Origin of the sequence: Hyphomicrobium methylovorum, assembly GCF_013626205.1 — a bacterium.
Taxonomy (GTDB): domain Bacteria; phylum Pseudomonadota; class Alphaproteobacteria; order Rhizobiales; family Hyphomicrobiaceae; genus Hyphomicrobium_B; species Hyphomicrobium_B methylovorum.
On record NZ_QHJE01000001.1, the window covers coordinates 2,527,178 to 2,545,657 of the forward strand.

Sequence of the window (18,480 nt, forward strand, 5' to 3'; positions counted from 1 at the left end):
ATTCTTACATTTGCGCGATCGAATAAATCGCCGTCCTTTTTATTCGGCGCACGGAGTAATTGCGTTTACGCTGGCCCCGCATATTGGGATGTCGGACGTATCCTTGCAGCGCGTGCTGATTCAGGCGCTCAAGCCAGCAATAGTGCCGCTGGCAGGCCATTTTGAATGGCTTCGCCCGTTGCTAACTCCATAGCCGGACATAACGCGGACGATAGAATGGACGTGAGCCAGCTCTTTTTGCGTGGCTTGCTGTCAGCGTGTTGAATTGAGGCCAATGGAAGATGCTCTCTGATAGAGCTCATTGAGCTTTCCAATTCAACGTCGAGATGCGCGAATCCAACTGCGACCCCGCGTTGCGAAAGTTCTTCGGCGGCGATGAAGCAGCAGTCTGTCAGTTCCGAGATCAAGACTGGCAGGTCTTCCGTCGGATAATCTTGATAGCCGTTTATCAGACCGCCGCGAGTCAGTGCTCTCTCAGCAATCGTTTCCGGGGCAGCAAGGCAGATGATCAGCTTGTCCGGAACGGGTGCAACTCGAAAATACTCTCTCGCATCACGCTCTTTGCATCGTGAAAATGGGAGAACGCTGAGTGCGCGATGGAGCGTCAATTCATCGTGCACGATGTGTCTCTCGCCGAGACTGTTGGCTGCGCCATTCTCCAATTTGTATCGTGTGAGCAACGTTTCCCGGCACATATCCAGTGCGAATACGCGTCTGGATACGCGGAGATCGGATTCCGCGAGAATGTTGAAGACGAGTTCGAAGGCCTGGCGATAGGAACCGCGGTCGAAAGCGGTCTTCTCCTGGTCGTAGCCCAGATATTGGAGCTGCTTCTCGGAAACGAAGCGGTCCATGTAGTGTTCGCTGACCGCCGGATCTCCGAACAACGCTTTGAGCGTGGTTGATTTGCCCACCCCTGGCGGGCCCATAACTTCAATCAGACGCGGAGCCGTCTGTTGGACTTCCATCAGCCTTCTCCCCCCGATTGAGAAGTGTGCTGACGTTATAGTCGACGTTTGGCCCAGGATGCGCATTTCTGCGCGCGTTATCCTCAGCCCGTTTCATCCGGGGGATCCGATTAGAATAAAGGGTGACTTTTATAACGGTGTTTTTGGTAGCGGGAGGCGGACTTGAACCGCCGACCTACGGATTATGAGACCGTCGCTCTAACCACCTGAGCTATCCCGCCACGTCGCGAGCAGTCTGCCGCGAAGAGACCCGTCTATAGGGAGCGCCGACCGGCTCTGTCAACACGGCAGACGCGCACTGTCTTAAGTGCCGCCGTGATCGGTAACCGGTAAGCTAAGTTCGATTAATTATTCAGCCGCAATGGGATGCTGCTCCGACACGGCTTCCTTGCGGAAACGCATCATCGTGAAGATGCCCCAGGGCCGCAGCGACTTCCGGTCGATCAGTTTCAGGTTATCGCAGACCATCACGCGGGAGACGTCGAACACGGAGTGCCAGCCGACGAGGTCGGCAAAGGGCGCCATCTGACGCTCGACCCAGCCGCGGACGCCTTCGTCCTGGCTGAAGTGGTTGACGAGCATGACCTGGCCACCGGGCTTCGTCACGCGGGCAAGTTCCAACATCACTTTCTGCGGGTCGGGTACGACGGTGATGACGTACATGGCGACGACGGAGTCAAAGTGATTGTCCGGGAAGTTCAGATTGCTCGCGTCCATTTCGTGCAAGCCGGAAACGTGCGCCAGCTTTTCGGCTTTGACGCGTTCGCGGGCCTTGTCGAGCATTTCCGGCGCGAGATCGATTCCAACGATGTCGAGGTGGTTTTTGTATTCGGGAAGGGAGAGGCCGGTGCCGACGCCGACTTCCAGAACACGTCCGGAGCCACTGTTGATGATCTCTACGGCGTGCCGGCGGCCGGCTGTTGAGATTGCGCCGAAGGTATAATCGTACACCGGTGCCCAGCGGCGATACGCATCCTTCACCGCGCCTTCGTCAAGCTGGATGGGCTTCGTCTCGAACCGTCTTTTGGCAACACCCGCTTGTGCCGACGCGCGTCGAAAGTCCAAGCCGTCTTTACCCACCGCTTATCTCCATACTTGCTGCTGCTTAGCCGAGGTCTCTTAGCTCCGCGCTTCTACGGCCGGCATCCGGTCGTCAGCGCGGAAGCTGCTCTGGCTTGCAGCTTCTTTCACCGTTCTCGCAATCCATCCACCCCCGAGGACGCGTGCTCCCGGGCTAGCGTCTGCATAAAACACGCACGCCTGTCCGGTCGCAATACCTTCTTCTCCATCCTGAAGTGCGACTGTCGCACTGCGATTTGGCCCTGAAGTGACAATTGCTGGACGAAGTGATTGCGAAGATCTCATGCGAACAAAAAGCGATAAGCCCTGGTCGCAACTGGCATTGAAGGGGTTTTCTCCCAACCAATTTACGTTGCGGAGCTCAAGGCCGATGGTCGTCAGCGCGGAACGGGGGCCAACGATGACCTCGTTTTTTGCCGCATCCAGGCGAACCACATAAAGAGGCTCCGGCGCTGGGATCTTGATGCCGCGGCGCTGTCCTACCGTGTAGTGCACAATTCCATCGTGGCGGCCGAGAACGCGGCCGTCGAGATGCACGATGTCACCCGAATCAAGCGCACTCGGCTTCAGGCGTTCGATTACATCCGTATAGCGGCCGGTCGGCACGAAGCAGATGTCCTGGCTGTCGGACTTATCCGCGACGGGAAGATTGAAAGTGCGGGCAAGTTCGCGGACGTCAGCTTTCTGCATGCCGCCGATCGGGAACCACAGCGCTGCGAGCTGTTCCTTGGTAATTCCAAAGAGAAAATAGCTCTGATCGCGCTCGGGATCGGCCGCACGAGCAAGCTCTGGCCCGTTTGGCGTGTCGCGACGCTGAACATAATGGCCTGTGACCAGTATTTCCGCGCCGAGTTCCTTGGCGGTGTCGAGTAGATCGTGGAATTTGATCTCGTTATTGCAGGTTACGCAAGGAATCGGCGTTTCGCCGTTCACGTAGCTTTCTGCGAATGTCTCGATGACCTTGGCGGCAAAGCGCGCTTCGTAGTCCAGCACGTAATGCGGAATTCCAAGCGTTTCGGCGACGCGGCGGGCATCGTGAATGTCCTGCCCGGCGCAGCAGGCGCCTTTGCGCTGGGTAGCGCTGCCATGGTCATAAAGCTGAAGGGTGACGCCGATAACTTCATGTCCGGCGGCCTTCATGATGGCTGCTGCAACTGAACTGTCGACGCCGCCCGACATCGCCACGACGACGCGTTTCGGTGTGGTGGCTGGGGGAATAGGTGTCAGCGTTTCGCTCATCGGGGGCCGGGAAAGCTAGGGTTGCGGTGTAGCGCGGGTCTCGCGCAGTTATACCAAGGTGCCGTGTTTCGGCAAAAGAATATGCTGTATCAAGTACTTGTCAGGCGTTGCGCCAGCTTACCCGTTATCCGCCGCGAGCGCCGATAGATCAGTAAGCCATTAAATGGTTCTCCCGCAAGGCGACGCAAGCGCCAACCACTTCATTTGGCCCGATATTCGCTACTTCCTGGTTTGGGTTACTGCGCTGTTTCAAACCGGAACATGGTCTCAACAACGCTTAATCCGAGGCGCTGAATCGTTGAATTGACACGACCCTTTAACTCTTTTTCACTCAAGGGCTTAGTGGTAATTTAATGGCAAGCCGCTATAACGTGATGATGTGGTCAGAGAGTGTGTATTGAGTATCATGACCGAACAGCAAATGAGAGCGCGCGGGCGCTACGTGATCGGACCCGATGGGTCGCCGCTCACGGTCGCAGATCTTCCCCCGCGGGATACCAAACGATGGGTGATCCGTCGCAAGGCTGAGGTCGTGGCTGCGGTTCGCGGTGGCCTTCTCAGCATTGAGGAAGCGTGTGAGCGTTATACGCTGACCGTTGACGAATTCCTGTCGTGGCAGCGGTCAATCGACAAGCATGGTCTTCCGGGCCTGCGTGCGACGCGGCTCCAGGATTATCGCGATTAACCTCGGCCTACGCTGAAGGTATTTGCGCGAGTGGCTTAGCGGCCGCTCGTAAGCTTATGCGCATGGCAGTTGCCTGACGCCGTATTCCTAATTGGAGTGCGGGGCGTTGGCCGTTGCTTCTGCAGCCTTCACTTTCGGCTTTTTCTTCGCCGCTTTGGTCTTCGGATGCTTCGCTGCGTCCGCAGTTGCTTTTTCGCTTGCCGGTGCGGCGGGCGGCCGAGCAGCCGCGACGACGGATGGCGTCGTGCAGCTTGGTTCGTCCTGCGCCCAGTGGCGAACGTCCTCCGTCATTGCGCTGGCGAAGGCGTCCGGCATTTTGCGATTTTCCGTGGTGACGTTCGCGGAATCATCGCCGGACGGGGTGATGTCGATCAGATAGACTTTCGCGCCGCGCGGATTTGGCTGCGTTGGATCGCGCCGATGGATGGCGATTGCTGCCTTGCCACCGCGCGAGGGTGCATCTGCGGATGCGTGATAGATATATTCCGACTTGAACGGCCCGCCGACAGCGAACCAGCAGCTCATCGCGCCGCTGGCGACACGCGAATAGATGGCCGTTGCCGATCCAACTGATCCGCTGATTGGGGTCGTGACCGGAGCCTTGTGTTCGTCCAACGCGTTGGCGGCAGTGGCCGATCCAGACGACGTGGGCGCGGCTGGCGCTCCATCGGGTGCGCTTTCGGATGATAGTTGAAGTGCGCCGACCGATGGCAAGCTCGGCAGGGTGAAGGATGGCGACTGACCGCCCGAGCCAGCGCAGCCCGCCGTCGCAACCGACAGCAGCGCAATCACGACCTTCGATGCGCTCCCTTTTGCCATGCGATTTCCGTCGGGCGACTCCAAGGGAATCGAGAATTAATCCCAATCCAGATCGCGTGTGCCTGCGCTCTCGCTCGTGGGCAAGAGGTTTACCCACCGATAAGCTCGCTTCCGGTGATCGTGACAGGTGAAAGTGGCGACTATGCGCGGGAAATAGCGTTGGGTCGCGGCGGTTTGTGGCGTTCTGGTGTGCGCTGACGATCCGAATTCTTCGGTGCGTTATCCTCCAGCAATTGGAAAGGCGCGCTTTGCGGGACTTGTTCTGGGAGGGCTGGGTGCGGGAGGGCTGGAGAGTCCGCGGGCGGATTTTTTGGATTCTTGCAGACGTATCGCCCTTGCGATCTTGGGTTGAGCTGGGGGCAGCTTCATCCGTTTATCCCGGTTCGGGACAAAGTGACCCAAAATAAAAGCCCCGCGGGCGCAGGGCCGACGGGGCTTTGATTCTTATCTCGGAACGGAGCTTAGCGGAGCGCTGTCAGCCCGAACGGACGGTCGCGGCGGTGACCGCGCGGATCGTCCCGGCCTTCCATCTGCTGAGCGGCGCGGGAAAGCTGTTCTACCGTGTCGTCGCGCTCGCGGACGGCGGCAGCCAGCTTCTCGCGCAGGCCTTCCGTCGACTGGCGGAGGTTGTCACGGCGCTGGGCGGCAGCCTTGGCAAAGGTGGAATAGGAGAAATGACCCCGGTCGCGCACGCCGGTACGGTCTTCTTCAAGCTGGATCTGGCGTTCGAGATCGGAAGCCATTTGATCAAATTCGCGAATAATTCGCTCAAGGTCTTCAACCTTACGCGATTTTTCGTCGACTGCGTGCTGCTTCACGCGGATGGCCGTGTCACGTGACTTCATCGTCCGATACCCCAAACACTTTTCGAACCCGTGACAGCGGCGATACATAAAATGTGCCAACTGAACGGCTAGACTTCGTGGCCGCAGCAACATGAAGATCGCCGTTAACGGGCTCCGTTAAGGGGCAAGAACTTTCTCGTTGCTACTTCAATACTACGTCTAGCATGTTGCACTTAAGTTGCGGTAAAGCAACGCGTAACCTTTTCTGACGGATCGTGCCGTGATGGGGCAGTTTTTATCCAAACCTATCTAGGGCTGGGATGCGAATTCTGTTAGCTCTTGATTCGTACCGAATGCAGGTCGCAAGGCGGTCGAAAAGACGGATTGAGGGGTGGGCGCCCCGATGTCTGGATTTCGCGGCGGGATTTGTGGGCGGACGAGAGGGGCGCAGTTCTTATTTCTATTTTCGAATCTTAAGCGAGCCGGCCTCGGCACGCGATGAGCCGTCATGGCTTGGCGTGAGAGGATACGCTTATCCGCTTCGCATGATGCGAAGGGAGGCACACCGTCCCAGCGGTGTCGGTTCACTTTGATGAAATGGCTAACGCCGCATTAGGGTTTGTTAACCTCTCGTCGCTAAATTCCTAACGATCGCTTAGCTCGAGTGTGATGCGTTTCTTTGGGCGAACAGCAGACATGGCGCGGAGACGGGTTGGATTGGCACCAGAGGGACGGCTATGAGGGTTCTACTCATTGAGGACGACAGCGCGACAGCGCAGAGCATCGAGCTGATGCTACAGTCCGAGGGCTTTAACGTTTACACCACCGATCTTGGTGAAGAGGGCGTCGACCTCGGTAAGCTTTACGATTACGACATCATCCTGCTTGATCTGAATTTGCCAGATATGAGCGGGTATGAAGTTCTGAAGACACTTCGGGTTTCGAAGGTCTCGACGCCGATCCTGATCCTTTCGGGTCTGGCAGGCATCGACGACAAGGTTCGTGGTCTCGGCTTCGGCGCCGACGACTACATGACGAAGCCTTTCCATAAAGATGAGCTGGTAGCGCGCATCCAGGCGATTGTTCGCCGGTCCAAGGGTCATGCGCAGTCGGTCATCGAGACGGGCGATCTTCGCGTCAATCTCGACACCAAGACGGTCGACGTTAACGGCCAGCGGGTGCATCTGACGGGCAAGGAATACCAGATGCTCGAGCTGCTCTCGCTTCGTAAGGGCACGACCCTGACGAAGGAGATGTTCCTCAACCATCTTTACGGTGGCATGGACGAGCCGGAACTCAAGATCATCGACGTGTTCATCTGTAAGCTTCGCAAGAAGCTGCAGGCTGCGACCGGCGGTAAGCACTACATTGAAACGGTCTGGGGCCGGGGATACGTCCTGCGCGATCCTGGCCATGAGGGATCTGAAGCCGCTTAACTCGGTTTCGCTCAATCTCCGTCATAATACAGGGGCCTTTCGGCCCCTGTCGTGTTTCTGGATATTCGAAAGCTTGGGAGCTACTTGAGCGGAGCGGCGTCAGCCGTGCCAAGCGGATTTCCAAAGCGGTAGTTGATCGACACGCGCCCAGTTTGAATGTCGCTATCGAACTTTGTCGAAATGACCTGGTTGATTTCAGGCTGTTCGTTCGGCAACAGCGTTGCGCTGCGGGTGCCGAGGTCGATGTAGCGATATTCCGCCTTCAGAGACAGAGCGTCCGTCAACCGTGTTTCGATGCCGCCGCCGATGAAGCCACCGTCGTAGCGTCTGCCGTCGATCAACGTGATGGACTCCGAGCCCAACGGCACGCCCTCAAAACTTGCTCCAGAGGTCAGGTAGGTGTCTTCCATGCTGGCGTTGGCGTAACCGCCGCTGACGAAGACGAGCGTGTCTGGCGTGGTGAGATAGCCGAGACGGCCGCCAACCATCAAAATATTACGGAACCCAGTGGAGGTTCCAAATCCTATTCCAAGGCCATCCGTATTTATTCCGAAGCTGTTTTTCTGATCGACATTGGTCAGATCAGCGTCAGCAAACGCGCCGATCACAAAGCGCGAATTCATCTGGTAGTCGTATCCGACCGTGCCCGAGATGAAGCCGCCGTCTCCTCCAAAGGGAACGGTGACCCCGAATGCCGAGCCTGGGACTGGTGAATTCTCGCCAATCTTCAGATCGCTGTTGGCAACGCTGTAACCCGTGCCGACGCCGATGTATCCGCCGGTCCAACTGCTGGTGATCGGAGGAATGGAGTCATCGACCTTTTCGGTTTTTCCATCGCCGAAGCGATAGTTCAGCGAGACGCGGCCTGTTTGGATTTGCGGCTTGATCGATCCCGTCACTGCGTCGCCGATACCGGATGCTTCAGTAAAGGTGAGAGATTCGGCCTGCAGCGACGTATAGCGATACTCGGCTTTCACGCTGAAGCCGTTCGAGATCATCGTTTCGATGCCGCCGCCGAGGAAGTAGCCGTCGAAGCTGCCGATGCTTGCGAGCGTGCCGCCGCCTGTCGCGCCACCCAACGACAGTGAAGCGTCGAGGTCGCTCGATTCGGCGTGCGCGTATCCGAAGGTGGAGTAATACATCGTCGTCGGCGAGATGAGGTAACCGATGCGGCCGCCGACGGAGAGCTGGTTCTTGATCTTGAAGCCTACGTTGGCGTCCAAGAACCCGAATGCATTGACGTTGATGTTCGTGTCGATGTCGGAGAAGTCGTAGTCGACGAATGCACCGACGACGAGTGGTCCGAGAAGAACGTGATCGTACCCGGCGCCGAGGGTGAAGAATCCTCCGGCTCCGCCAAGGCCGTGGATGCCGACGGATGCGCTGGCATCGGTATCAATCGGTGCGCCGAGATCGAGATCGTTTTTGGCCATTCCGTAGCCACCGCCAATTCCCAGCGAGAAGCCGCCCCAATCATTGGCGGCTGCTGGTGTGGCTATCCACGCTGCTACTCCTGACATCAAAATCAGTTTCATCAGATTGCGTGTCATGACTTCTATCCCACAAGTGCTAGGTAAATTTGCAATGCGGGCTGGAGTAATGTGATTCTGCTTCGTGCGGGCACGGGATGCTGCGGATTGCCGATTCGCATGTATCCGAGAGTCCTCGGACCGAGTATTGAGCTACCTGGCGGGCGGCAGAAAACCAATGCTTTCCGAACAGTGTGCAGATCGCCTAAGTTCTGCGCGTAGCCACAGGACAGCGATGATGACCGATACACGTGCTTCGCCTCTATCTCCTTTGAAAGCCGCGATCATTCAGGTGACGCCGTTCGAACAGAACTGCACGCTGGTCTGGGATGAGGCGACGAAAGTTGGCGCTGTGATCGATCCCGGCGGCGATCTCGATCGCATCGAAAAGGCGATTGCCGACACCGGAATGACGGTGGAAAAGATTCTGCTGACGCACGGTCACATCGATCATGCTGGCGGAGCGGCGGAGCTAAGAGACAAGCTCGGCGTCAAGATCGAAGGGCCGCATCAGGCCGATAGCATCCTGCTCGATAATCTCGAGAAGCAGGGTGAGGCGTATGGCATTGACGGCGTGCGCAACGTTACGCCGGATCGCTGGCTTGACGACGGCGATACGGTCACCCTCGCCGGACATACGTTTGAGATTTTCCATTGCCCCGGGCATTCGCCGGGATCGGTTGTGTTTTTCGATCGGGACCAACGGTTCGCGCTTGTTGGCGACGTGCTGTTCCGCGGCTCGATCGGCCGCACGGATTTCCCGTACGGCGATCATGATGCGCTGATTTCGGCGATCAAGACGAAGCTGTTTCCGCTGGGCGACGACGTCGCCTTCATTTGCGGTCATGGCCCGCCGGGCAGGTTCGGGCCGGAGCGGGAGACGAATCCGTTTCTCGTCTGAGGGAGTCTTTGTTGGCGCGTGCGACTCCCCTTCGGGGAGCCGGCCGCACGCGCGGCAGGTTGTTTCTCTAGCGGCGTGCGACTCCCCTTTTGGGGAGTTGGCCGCACGCGCGGTAGGGACCTCGTTAGAACGAGTATTCCCAGTGCAAGCAGCCGAAGATGCCGCATTCGTTGGCGAGCGTGCCGTAGCCGCCGTTGCTGAGCGAGTTGGTGCCGTCGCCGAAGATGTCGACGGTTTGAACGCGCAGCGTTTCCTCGCAGCTGCGACGGCAATCGACCCAGGTGCCTCCGCGCGGAAGACGGACTTGCCAGCCGTAACGGCCCCTGCGGACGACGCTTTGAACGACGCCGTTGCCGAAATGGCTGCGCGCGGTGATGACTTCACCCGGCTCATAGTTCGAGCGTAGGCGACGGATGCCACCTGCATCCGCGTCTTGTGGGATGGCGGTTGCGAGAATGGCTGCGGCCATCGTTGCGAGGCCCACTGTAATTGCGCGCATTTAGAATCGTTCCCCTGTCAGTCGCCGCCCCTCGCGGCTGCGAACCCCGGCATGAGACCGGAGTCGCTGATATCGATCAACGCGTCATAGAAATGCTGATGCCTTTCAGCGATGGACCGCTGGTCGCGACGGTCACCGAATGGGACCGGCCGCTGATCGAGACCTGCATCGAACCGGAAATGCCGCCGCTGATCGCGAGGTTCAAGCGGTTGTTCGATGCTTTGCCGTTCACGCTGCCCGATTGATTGTACGTGCGTTCTTCCCAGTGGCCGCTGACGTTGCCGTTGCTATCCACGATGTTAGCGCGTAGCTCAACTTTGGCTGACGCATTCGCGCAGCGGATGGAAATCCCGAGATTTTCTTTGCTGTCCTGGCTTGTGTAGTAGCCCTTGCAGCGCAGGCTTTCAGTTTTGCCGCCATCGAATTTGGCGGTGCCGGAGCCGGTCCACGTGCCAACGAGCGATGGGAATGGGTTATTCCCGGCGGCTGCTGCGGGCAGAGCGAAGCTAAAAGCGACGGCAGCCAGCATGGCTGGCACGGCCCGGACGAGCCTGCCGGCGGTTCTGTGATTGCAGAGCACGAGACATCCCTTTCGTGGCGGCACAAGCGGCGCACATTATTGTCTGGCTACTTCTATTTTGCGAGCCATATGGTTGAACTCCAGATGGTCTCGAAAAAGTGTTGCCCGACAATGACAGTCGGCGGCGCTGGGAGGAACGAATTCCCCCATAAACGAGCGTGACTAAGATTTTGTTGCGCGAGGTGCGTGTCGTGCGTCACTCGACGGAGATTGGCGTCCGGCCCGCGAGAAACCCAAATCCGGCCCCGAAACTGTCGCTATCCCGCGTCAAAGTCGTTCCATCGCCGGTTGTGGCGAACGTCGGAGCTGACGGAGCCCGGCCATATGGGGTTCGGATACAACTAGAAGTCGACTTGGCGCGGGAAGCGCTTTGGTTGCGTCCGTTTGTGAGGGAGTTGCGTTCGATGCGTCAATCATTCCGCGCCGCCATCTATGTGGCAGTGGCTGCGCTTTCCAGTCTTGCAGCACCTGAAAATCGCGCGGCGCCGCCGTCGGATCCGTTGGCTGGCTTGGCCGGACGATGGGTCGGCATGGCTACGATGACATCCAACTCAGGTCCCCAGTCGAATTTCAAATGCATCGTGACCTACATTCCGCGGCGGGATGCGCCCGGCATGCGGCAGACGTTGCGTTGCGATGATGGCGCGAGCTTCAAGCTGCACGCCGCAACGGATTTGGAACTCCAGGGCGAGCGCTTGACGGGCGCTTGGCAGGACAAGATCAACGATATCGGCGGAACGGTTGAAGGTCAGCTGACGCCGGCGGGTTTCGACATACAGCTTTCCGGGCAGTTCTTTGCTGCGCATATGGCCGTGGCGGGCGAGGGCTGTGCTCAGTCCGTGAAAGTGCTTCCGAAGAATTCCGATGTGTTCCGCGAGCTTGCGGCAACGCTGAAGAAGTGCTGATCCCGCCTAAGGGGGGAGCGAGCGTCCATGTGCGCCGCGCACTAGAGCCTGTTCGGGTTCTGAAAAGATCCGGGAGCGGGCTCTAGTGTTTTGTCAGTGAATGGTGTCGTCCGCAGCCCCAGGGTCTTTCGCGCGGGGCTGCTAGAAGGGTTCGACAACCTGAGTGACCGTAGGCGGGACTTCCGCCGTCGGCGAATAGACGAAATCCAAAATCAGATTGAACGTGTCGGGCTGCCAGGGGGATGGGTATGTCCCTTCCGGCGCGCCCAGTAGTGCGGCGATCTCCGGCAACTTGCCGTGATGCCAGCAGATGACAATAGTTTTGCCGCTATAAACCGGGTTCGAATAAATCTCGGAGACGAGTTCCTCGAAATTTTTGTCCTCGATGTCGTGATGCACTTCAAGGCCGAGTGCTTTGGCGAGCGGCGTTACGGTGTCGATCGAGCGGAAAGAATGCTTCGAGACGGCAGCAGCGAAGATGAAGTCCGGCTTTCCGAACGTTTCTGGAATGTAGGTGACGAGCCGTTCGGCGCGCGCTTTGCCCGCTTCGGAAAGATGCATATCTGCTTGATCGCCGGTTTTTTCGGCGTGGCGCATCAGCAGGATGCGCGCGGGGCCGGAATCGGTGCGCTCCGCCGCAACGACCGGCGTCGAGGAGAGGCCCGCGTAGCGGCAGGAGAGAAAGCCGACGGCATAAATGACCAGCGGCATACCGAGCGCGAGCACGGCCGCCTTCAGATAATGCGTGATGAGGGCGGTGCGAAATTCGTAATGGGAGAAGAAGTCGTCCGGGCGAACGCTTGATGACAGCAGCGGCGCATCAGTGCTGGCGCGCCAGGCAATAATTGCAATCCAGGCAAGACTCGCAACGGCCCAAACGCGTTGCAGCTGGCGGCAAGACTTCCGAAGATGTTTCATGCCGATTTTCCCTCGTATGGCCGGTGCTGAGGCTGCCCGCACGTATCGTATACCCCCGTGAGGCGACCAAGTCTTAACGAGGATTTAACGCTCGCGTCGTTAAAGAACCAGTGTGCAGACTTAAGTGATCCCTGTTCGCTATCGGATTGCCCTGCGTGGATGGGCACCCGCAATGGCGGCGCAAGGATCAGCGGCGAGTTTGCTTCGACATGAGGATTTTTCGCCAACGGTCGCTGGAATACGATGGAAAGCTCTACACTCGATCGCGATCTCTTAGACCAACTCGAACTCATTCCCGAGGTGGAACTGGCTGGATTCAGTGTCCGCGAAGGTCTGGCGGGCTCCGGGGTGACGCTTCTGCGTGGCCGCTCCTACATTGGAAGCTGGCGGGCAACGGATGAGGAACTGATTTGGGTCCCGGCAAATCTGGCCGAGCCGGGCCGCACCATGCCGACAGTCGAGGAAGCTCTACGCTTTACGCTGCTTCTGATCCTCAAGAACATTGAAGACAAATCACCGAAACCGCAAAGGCGCGCGCAGGCTGGCTAAACTCCTCCGTGAGGCGGCGGTTGGTTGACCTTGACGTTCCTGGCCATGCATGCGCGGGATATTGACGTTATCTCGATTCCTTATTTTAGGAGGTGAGCATGGCAGTCAAATCGGGCGGTGTTATTTCGGCAAGTCTTATTATTCTTATTCTTGTAGCCGCTGTAATCGGTGCAGGCGTTGCGCTTATTCTTCAAGATACCGGACTTGGATCACGGACGATCGCTATCGTTTCGGGCTTCATCGCTACGGTGATGGCGAGCGTCGCCCGTTACAAAATCATTTTCCTCGGTGCTGGGAAAGGAGCGGATGACTCGAGCGTTCCATCCCTCGTGTTGATCTATTCCGCGATTGCTTCGTTCGCTGGCAGTCTCGCTGCGCACGATCTTCATCGTCATCTGGCGGATAACATGGGCGTGGCGTTTCTGGGAGCGCTTGCGGGGCTCTTCTCCGCGATCCTGATGGCCATGCTGATGATTACCTATCACATGAATTCCGGTGCTCCGCGGATCTAACCTGCATCACCTTCAAAAACGGCAAAACGCACGCCCTTTTGGAGCGTGCGTTTTTATTTGCCGTTTTGTCCGTTAGGCGGCGAGGACGGCGCGTTCGTGTTTGCCTTCTTCGATTTCCTCGATGATCTTGGCGACAAAGGCTTCAAGATCCTGCGGGTTGCGGCTTGTTACGATGCCTTGGTCTGCCACCGCGGGTTCATCGACCCAGTTGGCGCCTGCGTTGATCATGTCCGTCTTTATCGAACTATAGGACGTTGCCTTGCGTCCGCGCACCGCGTTGGCTTCGATGAGCAGCCAAGGCGCATGGCAAATTGCGGCGACGACTTTGCCTTCTTCGATGAACGCTTTGATGAGCTTCATAGCTTCCGGCGATTGGCGCAAAGAGTCGGGATTCATCTGGCCGCCTGGAAGAACGATGGCGTCATACAGCGAAGTCGAAACGTCCGACAGTTCGGCATCCACTTTCACTGGCTTGCCCCAGTCGTGCTTTTGCCATCCGGTGATCGACTCTTTTTGTTTGCGCTCTTTGGGCGCGGCGACGTGAACAAGCTGCGCAACTGCTTTCAGCTTGTTGAGAGGAACTTCGAGTTCGGATTGCTCAAAGCCGTCCGTCGCAAGGATGAGAATTTTCGCGTTCTTTATTTTTGGCATGGTCACTCTCCTTGAAACTTACATTCTAGGAGAACGACGGATATGCGCAGGCGTTCCGCACGTGCGCGGAAGCGCGCGGAAACGTCCGAAATTTAGCGGGTTTTTCTCGGGAACGCGGTCGATACTGCGCAGACGTGACGTCGCTTATTGCCCCGGTCGACCGGTCTTTTTGGGCCTGCCGCGGCGGCCTTTTTTCTGCGCTGGGTCATCGAACTCGCGTGTGCGCGTCGGTGTGGTTATGCGTGACGGTGCGTCGCCGTTCTTGACCGGGCGAAATGCGTGCGGGCCCATCTCATCGAGTGTCGGTTTATGCGGACCAGCTATCTTCTCGCCGTAAGCACCGGCGCGTGTGCGCGTATCAATGTTCTGAATGCGCGCTGCTGGAATGGGGCGATCCGTGCCCGGGCCCATGTCATCGAGCGACGGTTTCTTGACGCGCGATGTCTGCTGCGCGTGGCTGGGCTGCACGGGTTCGTATGTGTTGGCAATCTTTGATCCCGACGCAGACTTCGGCGGCAGGTTTGCGCTCGCGCCGTATTTCCTGTCGCCTTTGAAGCCTCCGGCCTTGTCCTCGACTTCGGACTGGCGTGCGAGCGGATCGTCGGCAATTGCCAGCTCAGTGCTGCGAAGGCGCTTGATCTCGTCACGCAATCGCGCGGCGGTTTCGAATTCGAGATCGGCGGCGGCATCCTGCATGCGCCGCTCCATGTCTGCGATGACGGCCTGCAGGTTGTTACCCAGAACCTGGACGTTTTCGCTATCGGCAAGACCCGAGTCGACGGTGACGTGATCCTGCTCGTAGACCGATTGCAGAACGTCGTGAATGTTGCGCTTGATCGATTCCGGCGTGATGCCGTTGGCTTCGTTCCACGCGATTTGTTTCTCACGGCGACGATTGGTTTCTGCGATAGCGCGTTCCATCGAGCCGGTCATCTTATCCGCATAGAGAATGACTTTACCGTCGACGTTTCTTGCGGCGCGGCCGATCGTTTGCACGAGCGACGTTTCCGAGCGGAGGAAGCCTTCCTTGTCGGCGTCGAGAATGGCGACGAACGCACACTCGGGAATGTCGAGGCCTTCGCGCAGCAAGTTGATGCCGATCAGAACGTCGAAAGCGCCGAGCCGCAAATCGCGGATGATCTCGATGCGTTCGAGCGTTTCGATGTCGGAATGCATGTAGCGCACGCGCACGCCGCTTTCGTGCATGTATTCGGTGAGGTCTTCGGCCATGCGCTTCGTCAATACGGTGACGAGCGTGCGATAGCCTTTTTGCGAAACCTGGCGCACCTCGTCCAGCAGATCATCGACCTGAGACTTGGCCGAGCGGATCTCGACAACCGGATCGATCAAGCCGGTTGGGCGGATGACCTGCTCGGCAAATGCGCCCTCCGTCTGCTCCAGTTCCCACGCAGCCGGAGTGGCGGAGACGAATACGGACTGCGGCCGCATCGCGTTCCATTCCTCGAAGCGGAGCGGGCGATTGTCCATGCAGGAAGGCAGGCGGAAGCCGTATTCCGCGAGTGTTGCTTTGCGCCGGAAGTCGCCGCGAAACATGCCGCCGATCTGCGGCACCGTTACGTGGCTTTCGTCGGCGAAGACGAGTGCGTTGTCGGGCAGATACTCGAACAGCGTTGGCGGTGGATCGCCCGGGTTGCGGCCCGTCAGATAGCGCGAGTAGTTCTCAATGCCAGCGCACGAGCCCGTCGCTTCCATCATCTCCATGTCGAAGGTTGCGCGCTGTTCAAGGCGCTGGGCTTCGAGCAACTTGCCGGCGTTGTAGAGTTCTTCGAGCCGTTGTTTCAATTCGATCTTGATCGACTTGATTGCTTGCTGAAGCGTGGGCTTCGGCGTGACGTAGTGCGAATTGGCGTACAGTTTGACGAGCGCGAGCTCGTCGGTTTTCGTGCCGGTCAGCGGATCGAATTCGACGATGCTTTCGACTTCGTCGCCGAACAGTGAGAAGCGCCAAGCGCGATCTTCCAAATGCGCCGGAAAGACTTCGACGGAATCGCCGCGCGCACGGAACGAGCCGCGCTGGAAGTTGTGATCGTTGCGGCGGTAGTGAAGCGCGACGAGATCGGCCAGCAACTGATCGCGCGAAACTTTCTCGCCGACGCGCACGGTGAACGTCATTGCGGTGTAAGTTTCGACCGAGCCGATACCGTAGATGCACGATACGGACGCGACGATGATGACGTCGTCGCGCTCCAGCAGCGCACGCGTTGCGGCGTGGCGCATGCGGTCGATCTGCTCATTCACCGACGCTTCTTTTTCGACGTAGGTGTCGGTGCGCGGAACGTAGGCTTCGGGCTGGTAATAGTCGTAATACGAAACGAAATACTCGACGGCGTTGTTCGGGAAGAAGCTCTTGAATTCGCCGTAGAGCTGCGCGGCGAGCGTCTTGTTCGGCGCGAGGATCAACGCGGGGCGCTGCGTCGCTTCGATGACGTGCGCCATCGTGAAGGTTTTACCCGAGCCGGTGACGCCAAGCAGCACTTGGCTTTGCTCGTGCTTTTTTACGCCTTCGACGAGTTCGGCAATGGCCTGCGGCTGGTCGCCTTTCGGCGAGTAGTCGGAGACGATCTTGAATGGAATTCCGCCTTCGCTTTTTTCGGGGCGATCGGGCCTGTGCGGCATGAACATCGGCATGCCGCCAGAGACGATCGGATGCGAAGCCATCAGGGGCTGGCGGGCAATCAGTTCGCGCGCGCGGTCTGAGCGTTCTTCCGGCCGGGTGAGAAGCGCGTTGAGACTGTCGGTGAGGCTTTCGCCGCCCATGGGTGGGCGCGGACCGGACTGGCGAAGCGCGGGAAGCGAGCGCTTTTCGCCCGAGCCCTCTCCCTGGGTTAGGTGGCCGATGGATGCGGCATAGTTCGATTGCGGAGCTTCGCCAAAGCCCGGCGTTCCGGCTGCCGTTTCGACAGGCGGTCCGGCGGGCTTGCTGGCCTTGCCGCGCGACGGGCGCGGGCGAAACGGCTTCTGCGGGGGCGTGTTGGATGATTTGGGCACGGTGCAAATATAGATAGGCAAGCGCCCGGTATAAAGCCCGCAATGGATTTCCGCCAAAATACCGCGCGGACTGGGTTTTTCGGGAGGGCTCCTTACGGAAGAGTAAGTTCCTCCGGTGTGGAAAAGGGTGATAGCGAAAACATGCGGTCGCGATCCTATGGAACGTATCTCGACCGATGCGGTTCAGGGGGATGAGCCGTCAGCAGGCCGGTTGATCCCAACTACGCGAAACACGGAGATTAAGATGATTTCTATTAAAGCTGTTGCAGCGGCGGCGGTGGCGATGGTTGCTCTTGGCAGTGGCGTTGCCATGGCCAAAACCGCGAAGACGGCAGCGACGCCGGTGGTGCACTCGCCGGAATCGATCGAATGCTCGAAGCAGGCCGATGCGAAGGGTTTGCATGGCAAGGACCGGAAGAAATTCCGTGCGTCCTGCAAAAAGGATCTCATGAACCAGCATAAGGGCGAGAAGAAATCTTAAACGCTTTTCCTCCTGGTATCGATCTTTGGCCCCGCCGCGCATAACGGCGGGGCTTTTCGTTTGCGGACGCGACACTTCCGATGGTCGTGCCTCATCACTACGTTGAGACCGTTAAACTGGTGAACGTTGCGATCAGGAGGATGTTTTCATGGCGGACAGCAAGCGAATGAAGACGGCCCTTGTAACTGGCGCCAACCGCGGCATCGGCTTCGAGATTGCGTGTCAGCTCGCGCGGGCTGGCATCAAGGTGCTCGCCGGTGTGCGGACGAATGAGAGGGCGCTTACTGCGCGTGAGGCATTCGCCAAAGCGAGCGTAGCAGTCGATCCGGTCGTGCTCGACATCGCGGATGCAGCGGGCATGCCATCCGTGTTGGCGGATATCGAGCGGCTGCACGGAGCGATCGGTATTCTCGTCAACAATGCCGCGATCCTGATCGACGAGCCCGGCGGGTTCGATGCGAGTTTCTTCGATATGACCGACGAGACTTTGCAGCGGACGTGGACGACGAATGTACTCGGCCCGGCAGTGACGATGCGTACGCTCGTTCCCGGAATGATTGAGCGCGGTTACGGGAGGGTGGTGAACATCTCCTCGATCGCTGGCCAACTTAGCAGCATGAGTTCAGGGTTTCCGGCGTATCGCGTATCGAAGACAGCGCTCAATGCGTTGACGCGGATTGCGGCGGCTGAAGCGCCAGGAGACGTCAAAATCAACGCGTGCTCGCCGGGGTGGGTGAGAACCGACATGGGTGGGCCGTGCGCCGAGCGGACTCCAGCGCAAGGCGCGGAGACGGCCGTCTGGCTGGCGCAGCTACCCGCAAGCGGACCAACGGGCGGATTCTTTCACGACAAGAAGCCCATTGATTGGTGACTCGCGTGGGCGAGAGTCGCGGGGCTGATAGCCCAACGATTAAACAGGAATAGCCGGGTCAGA

19 protein-coding genes and 1 tRNA gene are annotated in these 18,480 nt (G+C 58.5%); 8 read left to right on the forward strand and 12 right to left on the reverse strand.

Translation table 11 applies throughout. The features are described 5' to 3' along the window. Positions 1 to 128 precede the first annotated feature (128 nt). The 4 genes from DLM45_RS12195 to mnmA form a co-directional block, all read right to left on the reverse strand. Positions 129 to 968: a hypothetical protein gene (locus DLM45_RS12195; RefSeq protein ID WP_181337369.1), complete on the reverse strand. Its 840-nt coding sequence runs from the start codon at positions 966 to 968 to the stop codon at positions 129 to 131. Between the two features lie 144 nt (positions 969 to 1,112). Further along, positions 1,113 to 1,189, reverse strand: a tRNA-Met gene (locus DLM45_RS12200). A gap of 127 nt (positions 1,190 to 1,316) precedes the next feature. Beyond that, a complete protein-coding gene (locus DLM45_RS12205) occupies positions 1,317 to 2,048 on the reverse strand; it encodes a class I SAM-dependent methyltransferase (protein WP_181337370.1) in 732 nt (243 codons plus the stop codon). A 39-nt stretch (positions 2,049 to 2,087) separates the two neighbouring features. Continuing rightward, entirely contained in the window at positions 2,088 to 3,287 is a 1,200-nt protein-coding gene (mnmA, locus tag DLM45_RS12210) for a tRNA 2-thiouridine(34) synthase MnmA (RefSeq protein ID WP_181337371.1), read from the reverse strand. A gap of 406 nt (positions 3,288 to 3,693) precedes the next feature. Between mnmA and sciP the strand changes: the two genes are divergently transcribed. Beyond that, complete coding sequence (gene sciP, locus DLM45_RS12215; protein WP_045836900.1) at positions 3,694 to 3,972, forward strand: CtrA inhibitor SciP; 279 nt, start codon at positions 3,694 to 3,696, stop codon at positions 3,970 to 3,972. Positions 3,973 to 4,059: 87 nt separating this feature from the next. On the opposite strand, the gene DLM45_RS12220 is transcribed toward sciP, so the two are convergent. Together DLM45_RS12220 and DLM45_RS12225 are read right to left on the reverse strand one after the other, a co-directional pair. Then, on the reverse strand, positions 4,060 to 4,791 hold the full coding sequence (locus DLM45_RS12220; RefSeq protein ID WP_181337372.1) for a hypothetical protein: 732 nt from the start codon (positions 4,789 to 4,791) through the stop codon (positions 4,060 to 4,062). A gap of 461 nt (positions 4,792 to 5,252) precedes the next feature. Further along, a complete protein-coding gene (locus DLM45_RS12225) occupies positions 5,253 to 5,636 on the reverse strand; it encodes a flagellar export protein FliJ (protein WP_181337373.1) in 384 nt (127 codons plus the stop codon). 677 nt (positions 5,637 to 6,313) lie between these two features. Between DLM45_RS12225 and ctrA the strand changes: the two genes are divergently transcribed. Further along, the gene (gene ctrA, locus DLM45_RS12230) at positions 6,314 to 7,012 is read left to right on the forward strand and encodes a response regulator transcription factor CtrA (RefSeq protein ID WP_181337374.1); all 699 of its coding nucleotides are present in this window, start codon (positions 6,314 to 6,316) and stop codon (positions 7,010 to 7,012) included. An 80-nt stretch (positions 7,013 to 7,092) separates the two neighbouring features. On the opposite strand, the gene DLM45_RS12235 is transcribed toward ctrA, so the two are convergent. Next, positions 7,093 to 8,562 carry an outer membrane protein gene (locus DLM45_RS12235; RefSeq protein ID WP_181337375.1) on the reverse strand — a complete coding sequence of 490 codons (1,470 nt, stop codon included), beginning with the start codon at positions 8,560 to 8,562 and terminating at the stop codon, positions 7,093 to 7,095. 217 nt (positions 8,563 to 8,779) lie between these two features. Between DLM45_RS12235 and DLM45_RS12240 the strand changes: the two genes are divergently transcribed. Continuing rightward, positions 8,780 to 9,442 carry an MBL fold metallo-hydrolase gene (locus DLM45_RS12240; RefSeq protein ID WP_181337376.1) on the forward strand — a complete coding sequence of 221 codons (663 nt, stop codon included), beginning with the start codon at positions 8,780 to 8,782 and terminating at the stop codon, positions 9,440 to 9,442. Between the two features lie 124 nt (positions 9,443 to 9,566). Here DLM45_RS12240 and DLM45_RS12245 read toward each other — a convergent pair whose 3' ends face one another. After that, positions 9,567 to 9,941, reverse strand: a complete 375-nt coding sequence (locus tag DLM45_RS12245; protein ID WP_181337377.1) for a hypothetical protein — start codon at positions 9,939 to 9,941, stop codon at positions 9,567 to 9,569. 76 nt (positions 9,942 to 10,017) lie between these two features. Beyond that, positions 10,018 to 10,470, reverse strand: a complete 453-nt coding sequence (locus DLM45_RS12250) for a hypothetical protein (RefSeq protein ID WP_181337378.1) — start codon at positions 10,468 to 10,470, stop codon at positions 10,018 to 10,020. Between the two features lie 455 nt (positions 10,471 to 10,925). On the opposite strand from DLM45_RS12250, the gene DLM45_RS12255 reads away from it, so the two are divergent. Beyond that, positions 10,926 to 11,426: a hypothetical protein gene (locus DLM45_RS12255; protein WP_181337379.1), complete on the forward strand. Its 501-nt coding sequence runs from the start codon at positions 10,926 to 10,928 to the stop codon at positions 11,424 to 11,426. A 141-nt stretch (positions 11,427 to 11,567) separates the two neighbouring features. On the opposite strand, the gene DLM45_RS12260 is transcribed toward DLM45_RS12255, so the two are convergent. After that, complete coding sequence (locus DLM45_RS12260; protein WP_246317357.1) at positions 11,568 to 12,344, reverse strand: histidine phosphatase family protein; 777 nt, start codon at positions 12,342 to 12,344, stop codon at positions 11,568 to 11,570. A 243-nt stretch (positions 12,345 to 12,587) separates the two neighbouring features. On the opposite strand from DLM45_RS12260, the gene DLM45_RS12265 reads away from it, so the two are divergent. Together DLM45_RS12265 and DLM45_RS12270 are read left to right on the forward strand one after the other, a co-directional pair. Further along, positions 12,588 to 12,893, forward strand: coding sequence for a hypothetical protein (locus DLM45_RS12265; RefSeq protein ID WP_181337380.1), 306 nt, complete (start codon positions 12,588 to 12,590; stop codon positions 12,891 to 12,893). A gap of 98 nt (positions 12,894 to 12,991) precedes the next feature. Beyond that, complete coding sequence (locus tag DLM45_RS12270; RefSeq protein ID WP_181337381.1) at positions 12,992 to 13,405, forward strand: hypothetical protein; 414 nt, start codon at positions 12,992 to 12,994, stop codon at positions 13,403 to 13,405. A 72-nt stretch (positions 13,406 to 13,477) separates the two neighbouring features. Here DLM45_RS12270 and DLM45_RS12275 read toward each other — a convergent pair whose 3' ends face one another. Beyond that, positions 13,478 to 14,056 carry a type 1 glutamine amidotransferase domain-containing protein gene (locus DLM45_RS12275; protein ID WP_181337382.1) on the reverse strand — a complete coding sequence of 193 codons (579 nt, stop codon included), beginning with the start codon at positions 14,054 to 14,056 and terminating at the stop codon, positions 13,478 to 13,480. A 144-nt stretch (positions 14,057 to 14,200) separates the two neighbouring features. Beyond that, complete coding sequence (gene uvrB, locus DLM45_RS12280; RefSeq protein ID WP_210269838.1) at positions 14,201 to 17,086, reverse strand: excinuclease ABC subunit UvrB; 2,886 nt, start codon at positions 17,084 to 17,086, stop codon at positions 14,201 to 14,203. A 223-nt stretch (positions 17,087 to 17,309) separates the two neighbouring features. On the opposite strand from uvrB, the gene DLM45_RS12285 reads away from it, so the two are divergent. Both DLM45_RS12285 and DLM45_RS12290 read left to right on the forward strand, forming a co-directional pair. Beyond that, a complete protein-coding gene (locus DLM45_RS12285; RefSeq protein WP_181337383.1) occupies positions 17,310 to 17,546 on the forward strand; it encodes a PsiF family protein in 237 nt (78 codons plus the stop codon). A 148-nt stretch (positions 17,547 to 17,694) separates the two neighbouring features. Continuing rightward, the gene (locus DLM45_RS12290) at positions 17,695 to 18,417 is read left to right on the forward strand and encodes an SDR family NAD(P)-dependent oxidoreductase (RefSeq protein WP_181337385.1); all 723 of its coding nucleotides are present in this window, start codon (positions 17,695 to 17,697) and stop codon (positions 18,415 to 18,417) included. Positions 18,418 to 18,480 lie beyond the last annotated feature (63 nt).

Excerpts from the sequence above, each read along its gene's own strand:
- DLM45_RS12220 (WP_181337372.1), bottom strand. The coding sequence starts at position 4,791 with ATGGCAAAAGGGAGCGCATCGAAGGTCGTGATTGCGCTGCTGTCGGTT.
- DLM45_RS12245 (WP_181337377.1), bottom strand. The coding sequence starts at position 9,941 with ATGCGCGCAATTACAGTGGGCCTCGCAACGATGGCCGCAGCCATTCTC.
- DLM45_RS12240 (WP_181337376.1), top strand. The coding sequence starts at position 8,780 with ATGACCGATACACGTGCTTCGCCTCTATCTCCTTTGAAAGCCGCGATC.
- DLM45_RS12265 (WP_181337380.1), top strand. The coding sequence starts at position 12,588 with ATGGAAAGCTCTACACTCGATCGCGATCTCTTAGACCAACTCGAACTC.
- DLM45_RS12260 (WP_246317357.1), bottom strand. The coding sequence starts at position 12,344 with ATGAAACATCTTCGGAAGTCTTGCCGCCAGCTGCAACGCGTTTGGGCC.
- DLM45_RS12255 (WP_181337379.1), top strand. The coding sequence starts at position 10,926 with ATGCGTCAATCATTCCGCGCCGCCATCTATGTGGCAGTGGCTGCGCTT.
- DLM45_RS12270 (WP_181337381.1), top strand. The coding sequence starts at position 12,992 with ATGGCAGTCAAATCGGGCGGTGTTATTTCGGCAAGTCTTATTATTCTT.
- DLM45_RS12195 (WP_181337369.1), bottom strand. The coding sequence starts at position 968 with ATGGAAGTCCAACAGACGGCTCCGCGTCTGATTGAAGTTATGGGCCCG.
- DLM45_RS12250 (WP_181337378.1), bottom strand. The coding sequence starts at position 10,470 with ATGCTGGCTGCCGTCGCTTTTAGCTTCGCTCTGCCCGCAGCAGCCGCC.
- DLM45_RS12235 (WP_181337375.1), bottom strand. The coding sequence starts at position 8,562 with ATGACACGCAATCTGATGAAACTGATTTTGATGTCAGGAGTAGCAGCG.
- mnmA (WP_181337371.1), bottom strand. The coding sequence starts at position 3,287 with ATGAGCGAAACGCTGACACCTATTCCCCCAGCCACCACACCGAAACGC.
- DLM45_RS12285 (WP_181337383.1), top strand. The coding sequence starts at position 17,310 with ATGATTTCTATTAAAGCTGTTGCAGCGGCGGCGGTGGCGATGGTTGCT.
- sciP (WP_045836900.1), top strand. The coding sequence starts at position 3,694 with ATGACCGAACAGCAAATGAGAGCGCGCGGGCGCTACGTGATCGGACCC.
- DLM45_RS12275 (WP_181337382.1), bottom strand. The coding sequence starts at position 14,056 with ATGCCAAAAATAAAGAACGCGAAAATTCTCATCCTTGCGACGGACGGC.
- DLM45_RS12290 (WP_181337385.1), top strand. The coding sequence starts at position 17,695 with ATGGCGGACAGCAAGCGAATGAAGACGGCCCTTGTAACTGGCGCCAAC.
- DLM45_RS12225 (WP_181337373.1), bottom strand. The coding sequence starts at position 5,636 with ATGAAGTCACGTGACACGGCCATCCGCGTGAAGCAGCACGCAGTCGAC.
- ctrA (WP_181337374.1), top strand. The coding sequence starts at position 6,314 with ATGAGGGTTCTACTCATTGAGGACGACAGCGCGACAGCGCAGAGCATC.